This window comes from Haploplasma axanthum, from assembly GCF_900660745.1.
Taxonomy (GTDB): Bacteria; Bacillota_I; Bacilli_A; order Acholeplasmatales; family Acholeplasmataceae; genus Haploplasma; species Haploplasma axanthum.
Map to the genome: position 1 here is coordinate 1822555 of NZ_LR215048.1, position 23521 is coordinate 1846075.

11 protein-coding genes are annotated in these 23521 nt (G+C 29.1%); all 11 read right to left on the reverse strand.

What is annotated here, in order from left to right:
• Positions 1-10: 10 nt before the first annotated feature.
• The 11 genes from pstB to EXC62_RS08415 all read right to left on the reverse strand — a co-directional run bounded on the left by pstB (position 11) and on the right by EXC62_RS08415 (position 23517).
• A complete protein-coding gene (gene pstB / locus EXC62_RS08365; RefSeq protein WP_026390450.1) occupies positions 11-766 on the reverse strand; it encodes a phosphate ABC transporter ATP-binding protein PstB in 756 nt (251 codons plus the stop codon).
• A gap of 6 nt (positions 767-772) precedes the next feature.
• Positions 773-1984 (reverse strand): phosphate ABC transporter permease PstA, encoded by a 1212-nt coding sequence (gene pstA, locus EXC62_RS08370; RefSeq protein ID WP_026390451.1) that lies wholly within the window; start codon positions 1982-1984, stop codon positions 773-775.
• Positions 1974-2897, reverse strand: a complete 924-nt coding sequence (gene pstC, locus EXC62_RS08375) for a phosphate ABC transporter permease subunit PstC (protein ID WP_026390452.1) — start codon at positions 2895-2897, stop codon at positions 1974-1976. The genes pstA and pstC overlap by 11 nt, the downstream gene beginning before the upstream one ends.
• A complete protein-coding gene (locus tag EXC62_RS08380; RefSeq protein ID WP_162140186.1) occupies positions 2894-4669 on the reverse strand; it encodes a substrate-binding domain-containing protein in 1776 nt (591 codons plus the stop codon). The genes pstC and EXC62_RS08380 overlap by 4 nt, the downstream gene beginning before the upstream one ends.
• 151 nt (positions 4670-4820) lie before the next feature.
• Positions 4821-5822, reverse strand: a complete 1002-nt coding sequence (locus EXC62_RS08385; RefSeq protein ID WP_026390453.1) for a hypothetical protein — start codon at positions 5820-5822, stop codon at positions 4821-4823.
• 74 nt (positions 5823-5896) lie between these two features.
• Positions 5897-7912 (reverse strand): ABC transporter ATP-binding protein, encoded by a 2016-nt coding sequence (locus tag EXC62_RS08390; RefSeq protein WP_035375698.1) that lies wholly within the window; start codon positions 7910-7912, stop codon positions 5897-5899.
• Positions 7913-7924: 12 nt separating this feature from the next.
• Complete coding sequence (locus EXC62_RS08395; RefSeq protein ID WP_026390455.1) at positions 7925-9658, reverse strand: ABC transporter ATP-binding protein; 1734 nt, start codon at positions 9656-9658, stop codon at positions 7925-7927.
• Positions 9659-9869: 211 nt separating this feature from the next.
• Positions 9870-10433 carry a hypothetical protein gene (locus EXC62_RS08400; RefSeq protein WP_026390456.1) on the reverse strand — a complete coding sequence of 188 codons (564 nt, stop codon included), beginning with the start codon at positions 10431-10433 and terminating at the stop codon, positions 9870-9872.
• Positions 10434-10715: 282 nt separating this feature from the next.
• The gene (locus EXC62_RS08405) at positions 10716-20276 is read right to left on the reverse strand and encodes an InlB B-repeat-containing protein (protein WP_162849146.1); all 9561 of its coding nucleotides are present in this window, start codon (positions 20274-20276) and stop codon (positions 10716-10718) included.
• Between the two features lie 263 nt (positions 20277-20539).
• Complete coding sequence (lpdA, locus tag EXC62_RS08410) at positions 20540-21904, reverse strand: dihydrolipoyl dehydrogenase (protein ID WP_026390949.1); 1365 nt, start codon at positions 21902-21904, stop codon at positions 20540-20542.
• A gap of 11 nt (positions 21905-21915) precedes the next feature.
• Positions 21916-23517, reverse strand: a complete 1602-nt coding sequence (locus tag EXC62_RS08415) for a 2-oxo acid dehydrogenase subunit E2 (RefSeq protein WP_084156718.1) — start codon at positions 23515-23517, stop codon at positions 21916-21918.
• Positions 23518-23521 lie beyond the last annotated feature (4 nt).

Consider the following 23521-nt stretch of genomic DNA (forward strand, 5'->3'; position numbering starts at 1 on the left):
TTATATCATATTAACCAAAGCGTCCAGTAATATAACTTTCAGTTTGTTCTTTTTTAGGATTCGAAAAGATAACTGATGTTTCATCAAACTCAATCAACTCTCCTAATAAGAAAAATGCTGTTTTATCTGAAATCCTTGCTGCCTGTTGCATATTATGAGTAACGATAATAATTGTATAATCTTTTTTCAAATCATTAATTAAATCTTCTATCTTTTGCGTAGCAATTGGATCCAATGCACTAGTTGGTTCATCCATAAGAATAACTTCTGGATTCATAGCAAGTGTTCTTGCTATACAAAGTCTTTGTTGCTGACCACCTGAAAGCTTCATTGCTGATTCATGTGTACGATCACTAACTTCTTCCCATAATGCGGCTTGTTTTAACGCTTTTTCAACAATTTCTGTTAATACTTTCTTATTTTTAATTCCTTGTCTTCTAGGTCCATAAGCAACATTGTCAAAAATGCTCATTGGAAAAGGATTTGGTTTTTGAAATACCATTCCAACTTTAGTTCTTAAACTTATTACATCAAACTTTTTGTCGTAAATATCATCATCATGATATTTAATTAATCCTTCAATTCTAGCATCTTCAATTAAATCATTCATTCTATTCAAACTTCTTAAAAAACTTGATTTACCACAACCTGAAGGTCCAATAAATGCTGTTACTTCTTTTTCTTTAATTTCCATATTAATATTAATTAATGCTTGTTTATTTCCATAATATAGATTCATATTCTCAATTATAAATGTTTTTTTCATTTTTGACTACCCCCTGAATTTTTTCTCTAATCTGCTTGAGATTAGTTTTACAAGTAGATTTAATACTAATACCATTGCAAGGATAATAATTGCAATACTTGCTGCTACTTCAACATTCGGCGTTTCTTTGTTCATTACTGACCAAATATGTACTGCTAATGATGTTCCTTTACCACTTATCTTTATATTATCATTAATTACTGTTCCTATCGCATAAATTAATGCTGCTGATTCACCAATTACTCTTCCTATTGTTAAAAGTGCTGCTGATAAGATACCAGGTAATGCATTTGGAAGAATTACTTTAAAGGTTGTTTGTATTTCATTTGCTCCAAGAGCAAGTGATGCTAATTTATAATCTTTTGGAACAACATCTAATGCTGATTCGGTTGCTTTAATAACAACCGGCAACACCATAATTGATAATGTTAAAGCTCCAGATAAAATATTACCACCTATCTCATTTGTTGAAATAATTTGTTTTGAAACAGGGATTAATAATGCAGCACCCAACAATCCATAAATAATTGATGGAATCCCTGTTAACATATCAATAAATGATCTTAAGATATTAATGAATTTACCTCTAGGTGCAATTTCATGTAAATATACTGCTGTTAAGATACCGATTGGTAATCCTATTGCTAGTGTCAAAATAACAAGATAAAACGTTGTAACAATTGATCCTCTAATTCCTCCACCTTCATTTGATAATGACCAACTATTAATTATTCTTGCTTGATCAAGTTTTGTTGCAACATTAACAGCTCCTTCTCTTGCAAAAATATAATCAGTACTCCCAATATCATTAGTAAAATCAATATATGTTGTAAAATAGAAACCTTGATTAACAGATGTTTTTTCCCCATTCTCAACTAACAACATTTCTTTAAGTGGAGAATTAGGATCAATATAGATAATTTCTATTATAACTTCTTTTGAAATATTAACTGAATCCTTAAAAGCAATCCCATAACGATTTGAGAAAAATTCATAATTACCTTTATTCTCAAATTTTTTATCATAATTATTCTCATTAGATTTCACAATATAACTTTCTTCTTTATTATCACTAGTTATAAATTTCCAACTAAGATTTTTACTTCCTTTTGAAAAAATAAAGAAAATAATTGCAAATAATATCACAACAGAAATTGCTGATGCTAAATATGTAATTACTTGTAGTATTCCATCATACACTTTTCTTTTAGTTTTCATATTTACTACTTATCCTCTTTCTTACATAATTTAAAATAAAGTTTACTAATAAAATGATTGTTATTAAAACTAAACCAATTGAAAATCTTATATCATAGTCTAATCCTTCAGTTTCTTTAAATCCCATTAAGATTGTTGAAGTTAATGTTCTTGTTGGATCAAAGAGTGAAAAACTAGGACCACTTGGAATGTTACCAGCAACTAAAGAAATAGCAGTTGCCTCTCCTAAAGCACGACCTACCCCTAAGATAATTCCAGCAAAAATCCCTGGAACAGCAGCTTTTAATGTGATATTAAACATTGTTTGGGTTTTACTTGTTCCAAGAGCGAGTGAACCTTCTTCAATATTACTTGGAACGGATTTAATTGCTGTAATAGATAACATTGTTATTGTTGGTAATATCATCATTGTTAAAACAATCACACTCGATAATACCGATAACCCACCAGCAGTTGATATTCCAAACTTATCAGCAATGTTTTTAACTAAAACTGTAATATATCCTGAACCAAAAACCCCAAAGATAATTGAGGGAATTGCTGCTAAAACTTCAACGACTGTTGTTAATGTTTTACCTATTACTTTAGGTGCTATTTTAGCGATAAAAAGGGCTGTTAACACACTAATTGGAACACTAATTAATACTGATAAAAAAACAACATACAACGTATTTATAATTATAAATCCTATTTGATAGTTTGTTTGACTATAACTAGTTCCTCTTATAAATTTTAAAAAATCAACTCTATTATCACCATATACATTAGTAAATGGTCTAATACCATGACTTGCGATTTGCCAAATAATTAAAATGATTATAGAAGCGGATAAAACAGTCGCGAGTAATAAGATACTCTTGACTGTTATATTCATTATTTTATTTATTTTTACATTTTTACTTTCAACGTTCATCTAATAACCTCTAACCAATTTTTTAATTCGCCTTGATAAATTTGTTTTAATACTTGGCTAGTAATATTATCTAATGGATTTTTCACATTTACTGCTGCAACTACTGCATCCCATGCTAATTGTCCAAATGTACCTTCAACTCCCGCTTCTGTGTCTTTAAAGGCACGTGAGGCAAATCCAATATGTAATGCCGAATCACTATCTTTTCCACTACCTTGAGTATTCTTATAAGCATCGCCTGAACCACTATGACTATGTTCTGCTTTAAAGTTACCTGCTTTAGCACTAAAGTCTTTACTTAATTCTTTAGCTATTGATTCAACTGATGTTGATCCACCAAAGATTACTGTTACATCTTTATTATCTTTGTTTGCAACAGGGTATTCTGATTTAATACTTTCCCATGTTGGTGCCGCAGGATTAACATCAATTATTCCACCTTTTGATTTAATAATTAATTCTGCATCTTTTGTTCCCATATATGCTACAAATGCTTTTGCTAATTTATCTGCATCTGTTACATCATTACTTGTAACAATATACATGAATGGTCTTTTAAGTCCATATGTGTTATTTAATACGTTTGCTTCATTAGCTTCTACACCATTGAATTTTAAACCTTTTAGTCCAGATGTTGCTAAACTTGTTAATGAAATATAGCCAATACCTTTATCATCATTTTTAAGTTTAGTAATCATATCACCATTACCATCAGTAATTAAAACACCTTTAACTAGTATTTCATCATCTTTAATTGCATCTGCAAAATCAATTGCTGTAAAGAATGCGTCTCTTGTTCCTGATGCTGTATCTCTTGTATAAACTTTAACTTCACCATTAAATACTTCTTTTTCAACTACATCAGCCCATTTTGCTGTATCACCTTTATAAACTTCTTTAGCTTGTTCTGGAGTAATTGAATTTAATTTGTTTTTTGAATTAACAACAATAACTACTGCGTCAAATGCTAATTGACCAAAAGTTCCAACAGCCCCTGCTTCATCTGCTTTAAATCCACGTGAAGCAAATCCAATGTGTAATGCTGAATCGCCATCTTTTCCACTACCTTGAGTATTCTTATAAGCATCACCTGAACCTGTATGTTTATGTTCTGCTTTAAAGTTACCAGCTTTTGAACTAAAATCTTTACTTAATTCTTTAGCTATTGATTCAACTGATGTTGATCCACCAAAGATTACTGTTACATCTTTATTATCTTTGTTTGCAACTGTATGTTGTGATTTAATACTTTCCCATGTTGGTGCATTTGCATCTACTTCAATAATTCCACCTTTTGATTTAATAATTGTTTCTGCATCTTTCGTTCCCATATAAGCAACGAATGCTTTTGCTAATTTGTCAGCATCTGTTGTATCATTACTTGTAACAATGTAATTAAAAGGTCTTTTCAGTGCATATGATCCATTTAAGACATTTTGTTCTGTAGCTTCAACACCGTTAAATTTCAAGCCTTTTAATTCTGATGTTGCTAAACTTGTTAATGAAATATAACCAATACCATTTTCATCATTTTTGATTTTTGAAATCATATCGCCATTACCATCAACAATTAAAACACCATTAACTAATTTTTGATCATCTTTGATTGCATCTGTAAAATCAATTGCTGTGAAGAATGCATCTCTTGTTCCTGATGCTGTATCTCTTGTATAAACTGTTATTTTATCATCTTTAGGGCTATTATCATTTGTACATGCCACTAAAGTAACTCCCAATAATACTGTAAATAAAATCGCAAATATTTTTCTCATCTGAAATTACCTCACTTTCACATATATTATAATTTTTATTTTTTTTTGAAACTATCATGTTGTGTAAGTAGTTTGTAAAAATCATGTAAAGGTTTTCATTAACTATTCTAAAAAAAACGATCAAATCAATTAAGATTCAATCGTTATTTTCTTATTTACTGTTTTTATTTTCATTCTTTTTTAAATCATTTATATGTTTTTCAACAAATCGTACTGCTTCATCAAATGATTTAACATCAATTTGTTTTACTCCTAATAATTCCCAATAACTAACTTTGTTATCATCATATCCAAATGATGGCCATGAAGATAACATTTCTTCAATTATGAAGAATATTCCTTCATGTTCATATGGTTTAATTCGATATATTGATTCTTCATCATAATAGAATGTTGGATCATTATATTTTTCTTTATTATTTTCATAATATGCTTGAATATATTCATAGTTCTTCTTCATATCAGTATTTGCATTAGTATCAATATCATTAAATCTTAGTTTATAAAAATCAGCATGTCTTACTGCAAAAGCAATTTTTTCAGAATCACCAACTATTTTATATGCAATTAAAAATTTGAATGTTTTTCCTTTAACATAAATAATTTCATCACTTTCATATTCTCGATTATCAATACTTAAAATAATTCTTTTATCAATAACTTCGTAATTATTATTATCAAGAATATTAACTCCATTTAAGTAGTACTCATCACCAACTAATACTCCTAGATATCTTTTAGTAATTTTGTTATTAAAGTTTTTATCATCTCTGAATAAACTTTTATATAAAACTATAAAACCAGAAAGTACTAAAAGGTATACAACACCAATAATAATAACAAAGTAGTTTTTCAATAATACTCCTGAAACTATTATTCCTAAACTTAATAATAAAACAATACTTATAATTGTATATCTAAAACCTTTTTTAGCTACTAATTCTAAAATAGATCTATTTTTAATTTTCAAGAAGTATTGAACTAATGATGCAATACCAATAATAACAAATAAAGGAACCATTGAAAATCCCATAACAAGATTATCAGTTTTAGTTCTTGAATTCTTATCAGATACTATAAGTACTAAAATAATTATTGCAAGGATTATATATAGTATTCCTGTATATAGGAATGTTTTAATTTTTCTTTTCATTATTTCACCTTTTTCTTATATTTATATTTTAAAAAATGAAAGACCTTAAATCTTTCACTCTTTAAAATAATCAATTAACTCTTTATTTGTGCACGATATATATTAGCATATACAGAATCATTAGCAAGCAACTCTTGATGAGTTCCTTCCTCTACTTTTAGTCCCTTTTGTAACACAATTATTTTATTTGCACTTTTAATTGTTGATAATCTATGAGCTATAACAATCAAAGTTCTTCCTTTTTTAACTTTTTCTAATGCATTTTGAATCATTGTTTCTGTTTCAGTATCAATGTTAGCCGTCGCCTCATCCATAATCAAAATTCTTGGATTATGAGCAATTACTCTAGCAAATGATATAATTTGGCGTTCACCAATACTCATATTTTTACCACCACGAGTCATTTCTTCATGTATTCCATTTGGAAGTTTATTTAATAATGATTCACCACCAACAGACTTTAAAATCTCAATTGCTTCTTCATCACTAATATCAGCACCAAATTTAATATTGTCTGCTAGTGTACCTGTAAATAACATTGGATCTTGTAAAATAATTCCAATATCTTTTCGATATGATCGTTTTGAGTTTGTTGTTATATCAATATCATCAATAAGAATTCTTCCGCTATCATATGTCTTAAAATCATAGAATCTAAGTAATAGATTCATTAATGTTGATTTACCACTTCCGGTATGTCCAACAATTCCTACCATGCTATTTTCTTTTATATCAAATGAAACACCCTTTAAGACTGGTTGTCCTTCAACATAAGAAAACCAAACATCATCAAACTTAATATTTCCATTAACTCTTGGAAGAATTTCAAATGAATCATCTTCTTGTTCACCATCAATTACTTTAAAAATTCTTTCTGTTCTTACTAGTGAGTGTTGTAGATTACCTATTTCTCTAAATAGAACACCTACTGGTTCAATTATTCCTGTTAAATAAGTATTATAAGCATAAATTGTTCCTGCTGTTACTGTAAATCCTACAACTGTCAAATATCCATTACCAAAATAGAAAACAATTAATGCTGTAACTAATGATCCAATTAATCTAATCATATTCCATCCTAAAGATAGATGAAGTCTAGTTTCTTTTAATTGTTCATTCATATAACTTCTTGATAAATCGTTAAATTTACCAATTGTTTCTTCCTCATAGTTGAAAATTTGGAGAATACTTACACCATTGATTATTTCGTTTAATTGAGCAGTAATTAACGATCCTTGCTCATTAACTTTTTCAGCAATTGAGTTTAAATTTCTAACAAAGTATTTAAGCCATATGTATACAAGTGGGAAAATTATAAAACTGATAAGTGCTAAATTCTTATCAAGATAAAACATCCCAATATAAGCAAAAACAATTGACATAGAAGCGTTTAATAAAAGATTCATTAATGTTGAAAATAATCCCATCATTCCACCAACATCATTAATAACTCTATTAGCAATCTTTCCTGCTGGTTCTTCTTCAAAATATTTCATCGGCATTCTTTGAAGCGATGTTACGGCATCAATTCTCGCATCTTTTACTATATTAACATTAAGTCTAGCTGTTGAAATTCTTTGAATATATGTAAATAAGATTTGCATAAATAATCTAACTGCTAAAATAATTACTAAGACCATTAATGGATTAACCACTGGTTCATAGAATAATCTTACTTCTTTACTAGTCAAAAGCTTTGAATCATATGTAACAACACTTCCACTTTGACTCTTAAAAGTTATTTTAGAGCCATTATCAATAATTTCTTTATTACCTCTAACATATTCTTCACTAATTAAATCATCAATAAAATAATATTTACCTTTACTAATAACTACCATTATTCCATTAGTACTTTCATCGTCTTGTGAATAGTATTTATTATTATATAGAACAGCACCATCTTTATTTTCATTTATTTCATACCAAGGTTTTTCAATAGCCACCAAATAATCATCCATGATTGCTTTTACAATTAATGGTGATGCTAGATTTAAAACTTGAACTGTAATCATTGCGAGGATTGCAAATGTTAATAATGCTTTATATTTTCTAATATAACGCCAAACTTTTTTAATTGTTTTAAACATTGTTATTCCCCCTTAAATCATTGTTATCTGGTTAATATATTGTTCTTTATACCAACCATCTTCTTTTAATAACTCTTCGTGTGTTCCACGTTGAGTAATTCGACCATTTTCTAAAACTAAAATAATGTCAGCATCTCTTACTGCACTAAATCTATGTGCAATAATAATATTAGTTTTATCTCTTCTAAATCTCTTTAAATCATTAATAATATTATCCTCTGTTTTAGCATCAACAGCAGATAATGAATCATCTAAAATTAGAATTTCAGGATCTTTAATTAACGCTCTGGCAATTGAAAGTCTTTGTTTTTGTCCACCAGATAATGTTGATCCGGATTCACCAACCATTGTATGTAATCCACGTTCTAAAAATTCTAAATCTTTTTTAAAGTCCGCAATTTTAACTGCTTTGTCTAATGCTTCAACAGTTGCTTTTGGACCACCAACTCTAATATTATCAACAACTTCACGTTTAAAAATTGTATGTGCTTGTGGTACATATCCAACTAAATTTCTAACTTCATCAATGCGATATTCTTTAATATTACTATCATCAATATAAATATCACCATCACTAACATTAAACTCTCTTAACAATTGTCTAATTAATGTTGATTTACCTGCACCAGTTGGTCCAACAATCCCAATTGTTTGACCTTTCTTAATTTCAAAATTGATGTTTTTAATAACCGGTTTACTATCAAAAGGATATTTAAATGTTACATTTTCAAATCTTATAACATTGAAATCAATAATATGTTTAGAATCATCAGTATTAATCACTTCTGTTTTTTCATTTAAAATCTCATCATATCGATCAAGAGAAATCGTTGCATTGTTAATTTGCGTGAAAATTGTTGACATAGCAATAATTGGACCATAAAGCATTCCAATATATGAAACAAATGTTACCAAGTCTCCTAAACTAATTTCGCTATTAATAATATAATAAACACCAAAAGCAAACGCTAAAACATATGCAATACCATAAATAACTTCAAACAATGGAGCAAACCAGTTTTCATAGTTAACAATATATCCCCATGAATTTATATCGTTCATGATTGCTTCTTTTTGTTTCTTTAAATCATTATTTTCTTCACCATATGCTCTAATTGTTTTTTGACCTTCAACAGATTCTAAAACAACTTCTGTCATCTTTGCATATATTTCACGATGTCTTAAAACATATTTTCTTTTACGATGGCGTATCATATTAAGAATTGTTAATCCAATTGGCATAATAGTAACAGAAATTAATGTCAGTTTCCAACTTATTGTAACAATCATTAATACAAGTGTAATTATTATTAAACCAAAGTTAAAAATAATTCCTTCAAAAAGATTCGTAGCAGCAACAGTAATTGCCTCTAAGTCACTTGTTACACGATTAATTAAATCACCTTTTTCATATTTAGAATAAAAACTTAGATCCATTTGGAACAAATGTCTTAAATATTTATCTCTAAGTTCGAAAGATAGTTTTTGAGCCAACTTACTGATTTGATAATTATAAATAAAACTCATAAAGTATCTGATTAACGGTATTAATCCAAGTGCTCCCACTAAATAAAGTAAAGTTGCACTTGTTAATTCTCCTGAAACGATTGTATCAATCGCTTGACCTAAAAAATAAGCAGGCATTAGAGATAATACTGCTAACAAAATAAGCATTATAAGTAATAAAAGATATGTCTTCCACTCTTTTTTCATAAACCATTTAATTTTCAAAAATATGTTTTTCATTATATCACCATCGCTATATTTATATATATAATTATAAAACAAGTTTAACATTTTTTTACATTTAATGAACATAAAAACATTAACTTTAGTTGTTTTATCACTATATTATAGATTGAACATCAAAATGTTTAATTTTTATGACTTAAACTCTAAAAAAAGATACAAAAAAATGTATCTTTTCAAATCACTAAAACTTAGTTATCATAAATATTTATTCAGTCTTACTAACAATTTTTTTATTAACAAGTAATCCTTTCAAAAAGAAATAGATTGCTATTAGGATAAGACCTGCCACAATAATAATATTAATATACTTATCTAATAAATTACCTCCAACAATTGCTCCACCTAAAAATAATAAAACCAAATATAAGAAAAATAATAAACTACTTGTTTTCTCATTAAAGTTTCCTAGAATTAAATATGTTGCTGCATGGAATGCTACTACAAGACCAATCCATAGAGATGGAGTACCTAGATTACTTCCAAAGTCTTTATTAATACCTGGAATAATAAAACCAATAGTTGAAGCAGCAATTACAATAATTAATTCAATTATAAACAACCATTCATAATTATACTTCTTACTTTTTAAAATAGGAATAATCGTTAAACAGCCAACGGTTATTAATATTCCACCTGTAACTATCTTCTTTAAGTTTAATCCAAAGACATCATCTGCAAAATCAAAGATAAATGCAATTCCAAGTGCTAAGAATAATCCTGCAATGATCCAATAAATAACTTTTAATACTTTATGATTTTTTTCTTTCATAGTAATTCCTCCCTTAATATATTTTATAATATAACTTTTTTTGTTTTAGATACCTTTTATGTTCTAAAATGCTAGTTTAATGTAATGAATGACAAAAAACAGTTATTAACATTAACCAAACTTAAAAAAGCAAACATATTTTTGCATCAAAAAAGAAGGATTTCTATAATTTCAGATATCCTTCTTTCGAATTTACATATTTAATACCCCAGTTATTTTAAAGTTATCTTTTAAAAAACATATTTTTCTAAATATTATTAATATTTTAAGTCACACTTTTAATCAATTTAATAACTCAAATATTTCTTTAAATATATCTGATTTATCTAAATTACCAATTCGTACTAGTTCATAATATAACTCAAATATATTTTCATCTTCATTTACAACTAGATAGTTAACTAATTCTTGATATGTCATACTTCTTATATTGTTTTTCTCATTTTGTGAGTATATTCCCTCACCAGCATAAATATATCCTGTAGTTTCTACACCGAATTTTCTAATATTTTTTTCATCTTTTACTGGTACTTCATAATAAAAATCTACATACTCTCCATAAACTAGTTCGGTTCCTGTTACAAAATTTGTTTTAATATCATATTTATTCGTATAAACTGATTTCTTAAGTTTAGCTTCTTTAACTTCAACTTTACTATTAAGTGAAAAATCAATAGCAATGTAATCAATACCATAATTAATTACTCCAGGCATAACTAATCTAACAACAATGTATTCATCACTTACATTACTTAAATCAAGTTCGATAATTTGATTTTCATCCAAATATGTCTTTGGTTGTATACTACCTTGTTTAATCCAAGTTCCATTAACTTTTAACTGTATTTCCAATTCAAGTGTTTCAAAAATATTATTCAAAGAAATCTTTGAATCATTATTCTTGTTAAATAATTGATCCATTAACCAAAGATTATCAATAGACCCAAGTGATGATGTAACATCATTAAACATCTTCATTGATTTTCCTAATTCCCTAGCTGATATTATTAATTTTGCGAATGAATTATACTCACTTCTTTTAAACATTGCATCATAATATATTAAACCTAAATTTTGTTCAGATTTAAGTGCATAATTACCATCTTTTACCAATACATTTTCAATCATTGAATTGTTATTTTCATCAACAAAACTTATGGGCTTTGTATAATTCTTTATAGTTTGAACATTACCGTTTATATCAAATACTACATCTAGTATATCTTCATCACTATAGTCAAAAACATATAAAACAGTATCTTTTAAAGTTGTAACAGAAGTACCTTCTTCTACAACTCTAATTATATATTCACCATTTACTTCTTCTAAATATCTTAAACTACCATAAGTTGTACCTTCTATACTTTCTAGCATTGAGAATGGAAATGGTTCATGTTCAAATATCACATTACCATTTGAGTCTACACTGTATAAGAATGGCGATTCTCCAGATGATTTAGTAACTTTAACTTCTTGCCTATATTCAGCATCATCAATTATTACTCTTACATTATAGTTTTCTCCGCTTGCCTCTTCAACAGAATAACTTGCTATTGCTATACCAGAACTATCGGTATTTACTGTAAATTCCCATCCAATAGAATCAATAATAAATTTTACATTTGTATTGTTAATTGCTATACCATTCACATCACGGACAAGTGCATAAATATTAAGATCCAACTTACTTCCTTCTTTAATTATCGTAGGATTACTATAAATACTTACTAAATTAGTATTTTCTTCAGACCAATAACTAACTGTTCTGGAATTAACATTTGCTCCACTACCAGTTCCCATAACATAATTAATTGTGTATTCTGTCTTAGCATTATCTTTTATATCTATTATTCCATTTTCTTGTTTATTTACTCTTCCTGCAATTCCACCTTCAACATTTAATCTCCCCTTTAAATTTAATTCCGCTATAGTCGAATTATTGAAATCAAATTTTGGAGCCATTCGATATCTATTATATACAGCTGTATCTCCGTATTTAGTATATGCGTTTGTTCCATCCAAAATATATTGGTATGGATTAAAAATTGTTAATCTTCCACTAGTAGAGATATTAAGTTCTGCATTTTCTTCAACAGTTATTGTTGCTCCGGGCAATAATGATACATAAGAATTTATCTGTAGAACACTTCCACTTTTAAGATTAAAATGCCACTTACCATCAAATGGCATATCTTTTCCAGAACTAGAAGCAGTAATACCACCAACTTTAACCACAGCATTATTTAATTCTGCATTACCATAAAGAGATAAAGTTATTTCACCATTTAATGAATTATATTTTTTCTCAACAAATCCTTCGTTTATTTTAATTAAGCTTGTTGAACTAGTTCCAATAATTTCTAATTCAGCAAAATTAAAACTACTACTCATATATAAAAGAACAGAGACTCTATATATAGAACCACTTTTTATATTCATTTTACTTTCAATGTTATTAACAGTAAATTGATCGAAAGGAAAAACATCACTTTGTACATTAAAAGTTGCACTTCCTCCTCTAAATGATTGTATAAACATTGTTTCAAGCACTTTTGCTCCATTCTCTATGTTTATTTCTCCATCACCATAAATAAAACCAATTACGTTAAGTTGCCCATTTTTTAAGACGTTAAGAGAACTTTCATTTTCTAATCTAACCATTGAATAGTTTGCCCCAGTTACAAACCCCATAAATCTAGTGCTTGCATGTGATCTTTGAGCATTTACTGTGAAAGTGCCAATTACTTCTATATTAATTCCACTTGTCACATTAAGTTTTACATACCCAGCATTTCTATTTATTGCTGCAGCAGTATTTGTCTCATTTAATGTAGTTATTAATTCTGCATTAAATGGCAACAACAATGTAACACCTTGTTTAACTTGAAATGTTGTTTTACCATATACTTCATTTGCAATATTCTCTTTAGAAAATGATGTGTTAAATCTCACAAAAATAACATCGCCACTCTTAGCTATATTAATTGCATCTTCAATTGTCATATACTTATCAGTATTTCCTATTGTTACTGATTGATACTTAATAACTACTCTTCCTGAAAAATCATCATATAGTTCACTTTTTGCTATAACATCAAAAACAAATGTTGTTGCACCATCAGCTAAATTAACTGTAGTTATTTTTTTTCCTGTTGAATCTTTATACTCAAAAGTATAATTACTTGAAATATCATTTGACCCAAAGACAATAGGAATCAAGCCAATAGATTCAGTTTTAATAGTACTATTGTTATATACTCTATTAACAACATAATAATTATCATTTAATTCCTCACCAATAAAGATTACATCTTCATATAAAGCTCTTACTTCTATGTTTTCTGTTACTGAAATAAATTCTTTATCCCAACCTATATGTTTGAATCCCCTTCTAAATGTAAGAGCGGGTGCATTTGCATTTAATCCATAATCAACTATTTGTTCCTTCAATTTAGTTTCATCATAATCAATAAACTTTACTATATATTTGTTTATTTCATATACTGCAAATATTTCTGTTTCTTCAGTTATATTAGTAAAATCTTTATTCCAACTAACAAATGTGTACCCCAATCTATTTGGTTCTTCAGGTGCTATTGCTGATTTTCCGTATTCTACTTCTTCACTTTTTAATGTTACATTATTATAGTCAATAAATACTACTTCATACTTATTTCTTATTTCACTATATACTGCTTTATATGTTGTATTTTCTAGTACTTCAGTTAAGTCTTTATCCCATTCTAAAAAACTATATGTAAACTCTTGTGTTCTAAATCTTGTTGGCTCATCTTTTGGATATACCACTATTTCTCCGTGTTCTACTTCAACCTCAACTAGTAATTTGTCATCATGATCTATGAATCTCACCACATATTTGTTTATCTCATATATTGTTTTTACTTCTATATTTTTTGTTATTCTTGAAAACTCCACACTCCAGCCTTTAAATGTATATCCTATTCTTGTCGGATTTTCTGGTGCAATCGCTGATTCACCATACTCTACTTCTTCACTCTTAATTATTTGATTATTATAGTCTAAGAATTTTACTTCGTATTTATAGATAAGAAAAACCGCTGTTATACTTTTATCACCATATACTATCCTATCTCTTCTTACTGGATTTGTATCGCCATCGCTCCAATGTGAAAAAAAGTACCCCTCATTTGGAACAGCAGTAACTTCTTCCCCTAATGTTCCTTCAACTAGAATTTGGTTTGTTAAACCAACAATACTTCCATTACCGGTAACCCCATATACAAGAGAAAACTCCTTTGATAAAGGAGTTATTTCAAATCTTATTGTTCCATTTAATTTAATTTCTACACTTTCATAATCAACCAATGCTGTATATGTAATATTAATCGGTTCTCCATTTTCAAGAAATTCTTGAGGACTAATATCTTCTAATATTGCACCCGCCAATTCACTTGCAGTTATTGTTTGTAAATTAAAAGTTTTATCTTTAATAGTTATTGTACTATTTATACCAACATTTTCTCTTAATGCATTAATTAATGATTCTGCAGCTAATTGTACCAAATTAATATCTACACCTTCATTAAAATTAACATTGATATCTTCATTTGATAATTCAACATTTGCTGCTGTTATCTGATTAAGTAAATCATTAAATCTCGTTAAAAACTCTGTTTTTGTTCCAACTTCAAAAGCTACAAACCATATTTGATCTTTACCAAATGGTTTAAATGAGTTTAATTGTAATCCTTCAACTAAATCATCACCTATTTCACCTACTTTATCAATCCATACAGCAGGTAATACAGCAGATTCAAATTTGATTATTCCATCAACAGTAAGTTTAGGTAATCTTGAACCAGTCTTCCCTTTAGATACTTCTATACCTCCCCAAATATTATTTTCAAGTACTATGTTTCTTATAGTTACTTCTGAACTATTAACTAAAATCCCACCCTTTGATGAGTTTAAAACTGATACAGTATCAATAACTACATTAACTCTATTAAATATTTGGATTCCAAAGCCATGTTTATATGAATCAACTATTAAATCTTTTAATATTACATCATTTGATTGAACAATTATTCCATGATTAAAGCTAGGATTCGTATCTTGAATCGCATTAGAAAAATCTAATGCATGTCCCTTTCCATCAATTGTTAACTTTCTGTTTATTTTCAAGGATTCAGTTACTTCAAATCCATTTAGCAAATTTATTCTTACAATATTCTCATTTCTAAGAGCATTTAATAATTCATTTTGATTTGCTACATTTGCTTCAGTGATAAGTTCATGCTTTGCTACTAAAACAACATTTTTTGTTAATGGTTGGCCAAAATCAAATAATTCATCTGTTTCTTCGTCAAACCATCCTAAAAATTCGTATCCATCCTTGTTACCTTTTGTACTACCAGTTATCAAAGATTGATTATCTTTTTGTCCTCTATATTCAACTATAACATTATCAACTTTAAATGTTGCATAATATCTCTGAGGCATTGTCTCAACAGCATAGTATAGTACATCATTGATAATATATACTACTCCATATTCACCTATAATTGTGCTTCCAACCCAAGTTCCTACTACATCTTCTCTAATATATTCTGTTAAATCTCTCCAACTTCCATTTATTCTATCTAACCATTTTGTTCCTTTACCTTCAACATTATTTCCATTCACTTTTAACATATATTGATAAAAATATTGGCTTTGTGTTAATGATCTACCATGGTTGTTCGTATATTCAAAAGTTGCAGTTACTACTAAACCATCTAGATTAATACTTGCATCATAAAATTTACTTTCATATTCTTTATCGTAAGTTAATTCATTTGACTCAAGTGGAACCCAAACCAAATCATTATTAGATAATTTTATTTGATATTCAACAATATTATCAACAATTCTAATTTCTCCGGTTAATTCAGCAGTAACACTAACAATCGGTTCTACAAACCATCTTTGTTCTCTATTATTAGAAACTGTTTTTTCAACTTGCTTTAAATTTGAACCTACAACCCATTCATCATTTGTTAGTTTACCATCAATCCAAATGATAGCCTCAGCATCACTAGTTCCTTTAATGTAAGTTATTGTTCCCTCAACAGTTAATTTAGGTGTTACAGTTCCAGTTTTTCCTTCTGATACTTCAATACCACCCCATACATTATTTTGAAGTGTTACATTTTTAACCATTACTTCAGAACTATTAACTAAAATTCCACCTTTTAATGAATTGCTAACAGTTACGTTTTCAATAACTACACCGATTCTATTAAAAATTTGAATACCAAATCCATATCTGTATGAATCAACTACTAGGTTTTTAACTATTACATTACTAGATTGAATGATTATTCCATGATTAAAACTATTATTTGAATCTTGAACAGCACTAGAAAAATCTAGTGCATGTCCATTACCATTAATAGTTACTGCTCTATTAATTTTCACAGAACTTAAAATATTAAATCCTTGTGACAATTCTATAGTACTTATTTTAGGATTAGAAAGCGCTAATCTAAGTTGATTTTCATTAGAAATACTTACAGCTCTTGCTGTTCCTTCTACTCCAAACACTAACTCTCCTGTTAAGTTTAGTTCTGTTCTTAAGTAGTCTACTTTTGCACTATATTCTACTACTATATCTTTTCCTTCTAATAAGAATTCTGTTGGATTTACTCCATCTAAGATCGCTCTTGCTAAATCTGCTACATTTACTGTTGCTAAATTGAATTCTGTTCCATTTACTGTGATTGTGCTTCCCGCTCCTGCATATTCTCTTAATGCCAGAACTAATCTTTCTGCTGCTGCTTTCACTGCTGCTACTTCTACACCTTCACTAAATATTACTTCAATATTTCTTCCATCTAATGTTGCTTTTGCTTCTGTTATTTCTTCTAAACTTGCTTCTAATTTAGCTAAGAATTCTGCTTCTGTTCCTTCTACTCCAAACACTAACTCTCCTGTTAAGTTTAGTTCTGTTCTTAAGTAGTCTACTTTTGCACTATATTCTACTACTATATCTTTTCCTTCTAATAAGAATTCTGTTGGATTTACTCCATCTAAGATCGCTCTTGCTAAATCTGCTACATTTACTGTTGCTAAATTGAATTCTGTTCCATTTACTGTGATTGTGCTTCCCGCTCCTGCATATTCTCTTAATGCCAGAACTAATCTTTCTGCTGCTGCTTTCACTGCTGCTACTTCTACACCTTCACTAAATATTACTTCAATATTTCTTCCATCTAATGTTGCTTTTGCTTCTGTTATTTCTTCTAAACTTGCTTCTAATTTAGCTAAGAATCCTGCTTCTGTTCCTTCTACTCCAAACACTAACTCTCCTGTTAAGTTTAGTTCTGTTCTTAAGTAGTCTACTTTTGCACTATATTCTACTACTATATCTTTTCCTTCTAATAAGAATTCTGTTGGATTTACTCCATCTAAGATCGCTCTTGCTAAATCTGCTACATTTACTGTTGCTAAATTGAATTCTGTTCCATTTACTGTGATTGTGCTTCCCGCTCCTGCATATTCTCTTAATGCCAGAACTAATCTTTCTGCTGCTGCTTTCACTGCTGCTACTTCTACACCTTCACTAAATATTACTTCAATATTTCTTCCATCTAATGTTGCTTTTGCTTCTGTTATTTCTTCTAAACTTGCTTCTAATTTAGCTAAGAATCCTGCTTCTGTTCCTTCTACTCCAAACACTAACTCTCCTGTTAAGTTTAGTTCTGTTCTTAAGTAGTCTACTTTTGCACTATATTCTACTACTATATCTTTTCCTTCTAATAAGAATTCTGTTGGATTTACTCCATCTAAGATCGCTCTTGCTAAATCTGCTACATTTACTGTTGCTAAATTGAATTCTGTTCCATTTACTGTGATTGTGCTTCCCGCTCCTGCATATTCTCTTAATGCCAGAACTAATCTTTCTGCTGCTGCTTTCACTGCTGCTACTTCTACACCTTCACTAAATATTACTTCAATATTTCTTCCATCTAATGTTGCTTTTGCTTCTGTTATTTCTTCTAAACTTGCTTCTAATTTAGCTAAGAATTCTGCTTCATATGTTACATCAGGATCTTTTTCAGTCCATCTTGCTTCTAAAATAATATCTTCTAATCTTGTTGTTTTTATTTGTGTAACTTTTTCTTCTCCATCATACCAACCATTAAAGATATATCCTGCTCTTGTTGGATCAAGAAGTGTTATTGTATCATTTTCTATTGTATATTTTAGAGGATTTCCTGTATGGTTTGTTCCACCATCTAATTCATATGTAATTGTATATTCAGTTACTTCCCATACTACTTCTATTAATAACTCACTAGTTATTGGAGTTTCAGTTGTAAAATCAATTCCATTTGAAATCCATTTTACAAAAGTATATCCTGCTCTTACTGGATCAGTTAATGTTACTGTTTCATTCCAATTAACTGTTTGTGTTGTTGGAGTTGTTCCATCTTTTAAATCAATTGTTATTTCAAAAGTATTAATTTCCCATTTAGCTACTAATGTCAACTCTTCTGTTACTGGTGTAGCGAAATTATAAGTTACACCATTTAATTGCCATTCAACAAAAGTATGACCTTCTTTAGTTGGATTTACTGGTTTAGTTACAGTTTCTCCTTCTTTTATTTCTTGACTAGAAACCAAACTTCCTTCGTTACTATTAAAAATAACATCAAAATATGTTACATCTGGTTCTTTTTCAGTCCATCTTGCTTCTAATGTAACATTTTCTAATCTTGTTGTTTCTATTTGTGTAACTTTTTCTTCTCCATCATACCAACCATCAAAGATATATCCTGTTCTTGTTGGATCAAGAAGTGTTATTGTATCATTTTCTATTGTATATTTTAGAGGATTTTCTGTATGGTTTGTTCCACCATCTAATTCATATGTAATCGTATATTCAAGTACTTCCCATTTAGTAGTTATTGTTAAATTAGAAGTAACTTTTGTTGCAACATCAAATTCATTATCTCCAATAAACCAACCAACAAATGTATAACCTGCTTTTGTTGTTACTGGGAATGCAATATTTCCATTAAATGCTATAGTTTGTTTTGTTTCAGTATCTCCTGTAATTAATGTTACTTCAAATGTTTTTATTTCCCATTTGGCATATAATTTTTGATTAGCGTTAACTACTGCTTCAAAATTAAATAAAGCTGTTCCATTTTCTACTGTAGTCCATCCTAAGAAATTGTATCCTTCTCTTACTGGATTAGTAGGTTTAGTTGCTTTTGCACCCTTATTTATTTCTTGATTAGGAATAGCAGTTCCTTCATAACCTAAAATAAACTCAACAGTAACTTTTTCTACTGGAGCTTCCTTATTTTCTAGAACTAATACAATCGTTGTATTTGCCATAATATTAAATTTAAATTGATTACTACTAATATTATTTTTTTGGTCTGTTCCATTGACTGTAAATGTTTTGATTTGTTTATCCACTGGTACTGTAACTGTAATAGTTACTGCTGTTCCTTTTGCAATCTCATTATTATTTGCTTGATTGCTTGATAAACCTTCTGATAACGTAAGTTTGAACTTTTCAACTACTGGAGTTTTTTCTTTCCATGTTGCTTTAAGTGTTGTATCTTTTTCAACTTTTCTTGTTGTAAAGATCCATTCTTTATTATCTTCATCTACCCAAAATTGGAAATCATAATTATCCTTTGTTGGATTGTCAGGCTTTGTAGCAAGATCTCCCTTTTTTACTTCTTCCTTTGCTACGCTACTTCCACCATCGCTGTTAAATGTTACTGTGTAAACTTTGGTTTTACATGATATCAGTAAAACTGTTAGTAAAAGTGTACTAATTAATAGTAAAACTTTTTTCATACTTTCCTCCTTGAATTTACTTTTTACACATTCCTTCTTTCAGTAATCAATCATCATGTAACTGTGATTCTTTAATATTAGCACATTTTACACAAGATGTCAATAAGGTGACTTGACAACTTTTTGTAAAAAATAAAGCGCTTCACTACATATATTTCGTAATTTTTCGCTGAAAAGTTTAAATTCGCATCTTATCACACACAGTTACTCAGATAATTAAAAAAAAGACTAACTTTAATTAAAAGTCAGTCATATTTTTTTATTTAAATGTGAATTGGTTTATCCATTGAAGCTTCCATAATTATTTCAGATAACGATGGATGCGCATGAATTGTTTCAGAAACTTCATAATTTGTTGATTCTAATTTCATAGCAAGACCAATCTCACCAATCATATCAACTGCATTATATGCATATATATGAGCACCTAATATTTCATCTAATTCAGATCCTTTAATCATTTTAATGAATCCTTCAGTTTCACCATCAGCAAGTGCTTTACCGTTACCAGCCAATGGGAACTTAGTTACAGTATATTTTAAACCTTGTGCCTTAGCTTCACGTTCAGTTAATCCAACCATTGCTATTTCTGGATGTCCATAAATTGCAGCTGGAATTTGATTATAGTCAATTGATTTTTCTTCACCTAGAATATTTTCAATCGCAATCACACCTTCAGCAGATGCAACGTGTGCTAACATATGTTCACCAGTAACGTCACCTATTGCATAAACACCTTTGATACTTGTTCCCATGTGTTTATCAACTTTAATACCACGGCCTTTCATTTCTAAACCAAGTTTAGAAACAGCACCAGTATTCGGTCCAATACCAACAGCAATTAACACTAAATCTGTTTTAATTGTTTCTTGTTTACCATCTTTTTCATATGTAACTTCATCTGTACCAATTTTTTTAACAGCAGCTTCAGTTAAAATTTTAACTCCATCTTTTGTTAATGATTTTGTATAAGCAGTGATTACTTCATCATCCATTGGAGTAATAATAGTTTTTGCCATTTCAACGATTGTTACTTCAGTACCAAGTGATTTAAAGATTGTTGCAAATTCAACACCAATAACACCACCACCAACAATAACTAATTTCTTAGGAGCTTTTCTAACTTGTAATAACTCTCTACTTGTTACAGCAAATCCTTTTTCATATGCTTCTTTTGCTCCAGGAATTGGTGGAACAATTGCTGTTCCTCCTGTTGCAATAATTAAATTCTTAGTAGTTAATGTTTCGTCATTAACTTTAACTTCTGTTGGACTTACAACTTCACCGTATCCGTTATAAACATCTACACCATTTTTCTTTAAAAGTAATGCAACCCCACCAGTTAATTTTTTAACAACATCATCTTTTCTATCAACAATTTTATCTAAATCAAAACCAATAACAGCTGGATCAACAGTGATTCCGTATTTATCAGCGTGTTTAAATAAATCATATGTTTTAGCACTTTTCAAAATAGCTTTTGTTGGAATACATCCGTGATTTAAACAAATACCTCCAACAACTTCTTTTTCTATTAAAGCAACTTTTTGTTTTAATTGTGCGGCTTTAATTGCTGCAACATATCCACCTGGCCCACCGCCAAGTACTATAATATCATAATTTTTCATATATTTTCACCTTAGCTTAATAGCATTAATTCTGGGTTACTTAATAACTCTTTGACTCTTAATAAGAATCTACCTGCATCTGCACCATCAATTATTCTATGGTCAACAGCTATTGATAATGGTAGTGTACTACCGATTTTAATTTCATCGCCAACTACAATTGGTTTCTTAGAAATCTTACCAACACCAAGTATCGCTACTTCTGGATAATTAATAACTGGTGTACCATATGATACTCCAACTGAACCGAAGTTTGTAATTGTAAATGTACCATTTTGAATATCAGCTAATTGAACTTTACGAGCAATTGCTTTATCAGCTAATTCTCTTACTTGTTTTGCAAGAGCAAATACACTTAAAGTATCAGCATCTTTAATATTTGGAACGATTAATCCTGATGGTGTATCAACTGCAAACCCTAAATTAATAAAGTTTTTATAAATGATTTCATTTTTATCATGATCAAAACTTGAGTTAAAGATTCTAAATTCTTTTAATGCAATTACTACTGCTTTTGAAATAAATGCCATAAATGTTAAGTTAATTCCTTGAGCTTCAGCAAGTGGTTTAGCACGTTTTCTAAGTTCAATTAAATTATCAATAACAACTTCATCCATTAATACAGTTTCTGGAATAATTGTTTTAGCAGTTGTCATTGCTTTTGAAATTGATTTTCTAGTTGAAGTGATTGCTTCAATAGTTACATCACCTTGACGTGAAACATTTGCTGCTGGAACATTAACTGTTGTTGCTTTAGCAGCAACTGGAGCTTCTGTTTTACTTCCTTTATTAGCGAATTTTTCAATATCTTCTTTCATTACACGACCGTTAGATCCTGTTCCTGTAATCTCATTAATATTTACACCTAATTTTTTAGCTAAATTTCTAGCAACTGGTGTAGCTAAAGCTTTTTTATTAGTTTTAACTTCTGATTTATGTGTCTCATCACTTGAATCAATTAAATCTGAAGAAACGCTTAATTCACCAATAACAGAAGCACCATTTTCTTCAACTGCTTCAGTTTTAGCATCTGATCCACCAATATATTTTCCGCTTCCATCATCAAGTAAAACAACAGTTTCTCCAACTTTGATTACTTCACCTTCAGCTTTTCCAATTTTAACAATTGTTCCTGTAACTGGTGATGGTAATTCAGCATTTACTTTATCTGTTTCAACGATAACAAGTGTATCGCCTTCTTTTACTTTATCTCCAACTTTGAATTTCCATTCTAAAATTTTTCCTTCTTCAATACCATCTCCGATATCTGCAAATTTAAAATCATAAGTTGCTTTCACGCCTGCAACTGGTGCTTGTTTTGTTTCTTCTTTTTTAGGTGCTGGTGCAGCAGCTTCAGCTTTAGGTAAATCTCCACCTTTGCCATCATCAATAACAACAACAGTTTCTCCAACTAAAATAACTTCGCCTTCAGCTTTTCCAACTTTAGTAATTACTCCATCTACCGGTGATGGTAATTCAGCATTTACCTTATCTGTTTCAACAATAACAAGTGTATCGCCTTCTTTTACCTTGTCACCAACTTTAACTTTCCACTCTAAAATTTTTCCTTCTTCAATACCGTCTCCGATATCTGCAAATCTAAAATCATACATTATT

Bases quoted from the DNA above. Each gene is read 5' to 3' on its own strand.
- EXC62_RS08405 (WP_162849146.1), bottom strand. From the start codon at position 20,276: ATGAAAAAAGTTTTACTATTAATTAGTACACTTTTACTAACAGTTTTA.
- pstA (WP_026390451.1), bottom strand. From the start codon at position 1,984: ATGAAAACTAAAAGAAAAGTGTATGATGGAATACTACAAGTAATTACA.
- pstC (WP_026390452.1), bottom strand. From the start codon at position 2,897: ATGAACGTTGAAAGTAAAAATGTAAAAATAAATAAAATAATGAATATA.
- pstB (WP_026390450.1), bottom strand. From the start codon at position 766: ATGAAAAAAACATTTATAATTGAGAATATGAATCTATATTATGGAAAT.
- lpdA (WP_026390949.1), bottom strand. From the start codon at position 21,904: ATGAAAAATTATGATATTATAGTACTTGGCGGTGGGCCAGGTGGATAT.
- EXC62_RS08385 (WP_026390453.1), bottom strand. From the start codon at position 5,822: ATGAAAAGAAAAATTAAAACATTCCTATATACAGGAATACTATATATA.
- EXC62_RS08400 (WP_026390456.1), bottom strand. From the start codon at position 10,433: ATGAAAGAAAAAAATCATAAAGTATTAAAAGTTATTTATTGGATCATT.
- EXC62_RS08415 (WP_084156718.1), bottom strand. From the start codon at position 23,517: ATGTATGATTTTAGATTTGCAGATATCGGAGACGGTATTGAAGAAGGA.
- EXC62_RS08380 (WP_162140186.1), bottom strand. From the start codon at position 4,669: ATGAGAAAAATATTTGCGATTTTATTTACAGTATTATTGGGAGTTACT.
- EXC62_RS08395 (WP_026390455.1), bottom strand. From the start codon at position 9,658: ATGAAAAACATATTTTTGAAAATTAAATGGTTTATGAAAAAAGAGTGG.
- EXC62_RS08390 (WP_035375698.1), bottom strand. From the start codon at position 7,912: ATGTTTAAAACAATTAAAAAAGTTTGGCGTTATATTAGAAAATATAAA.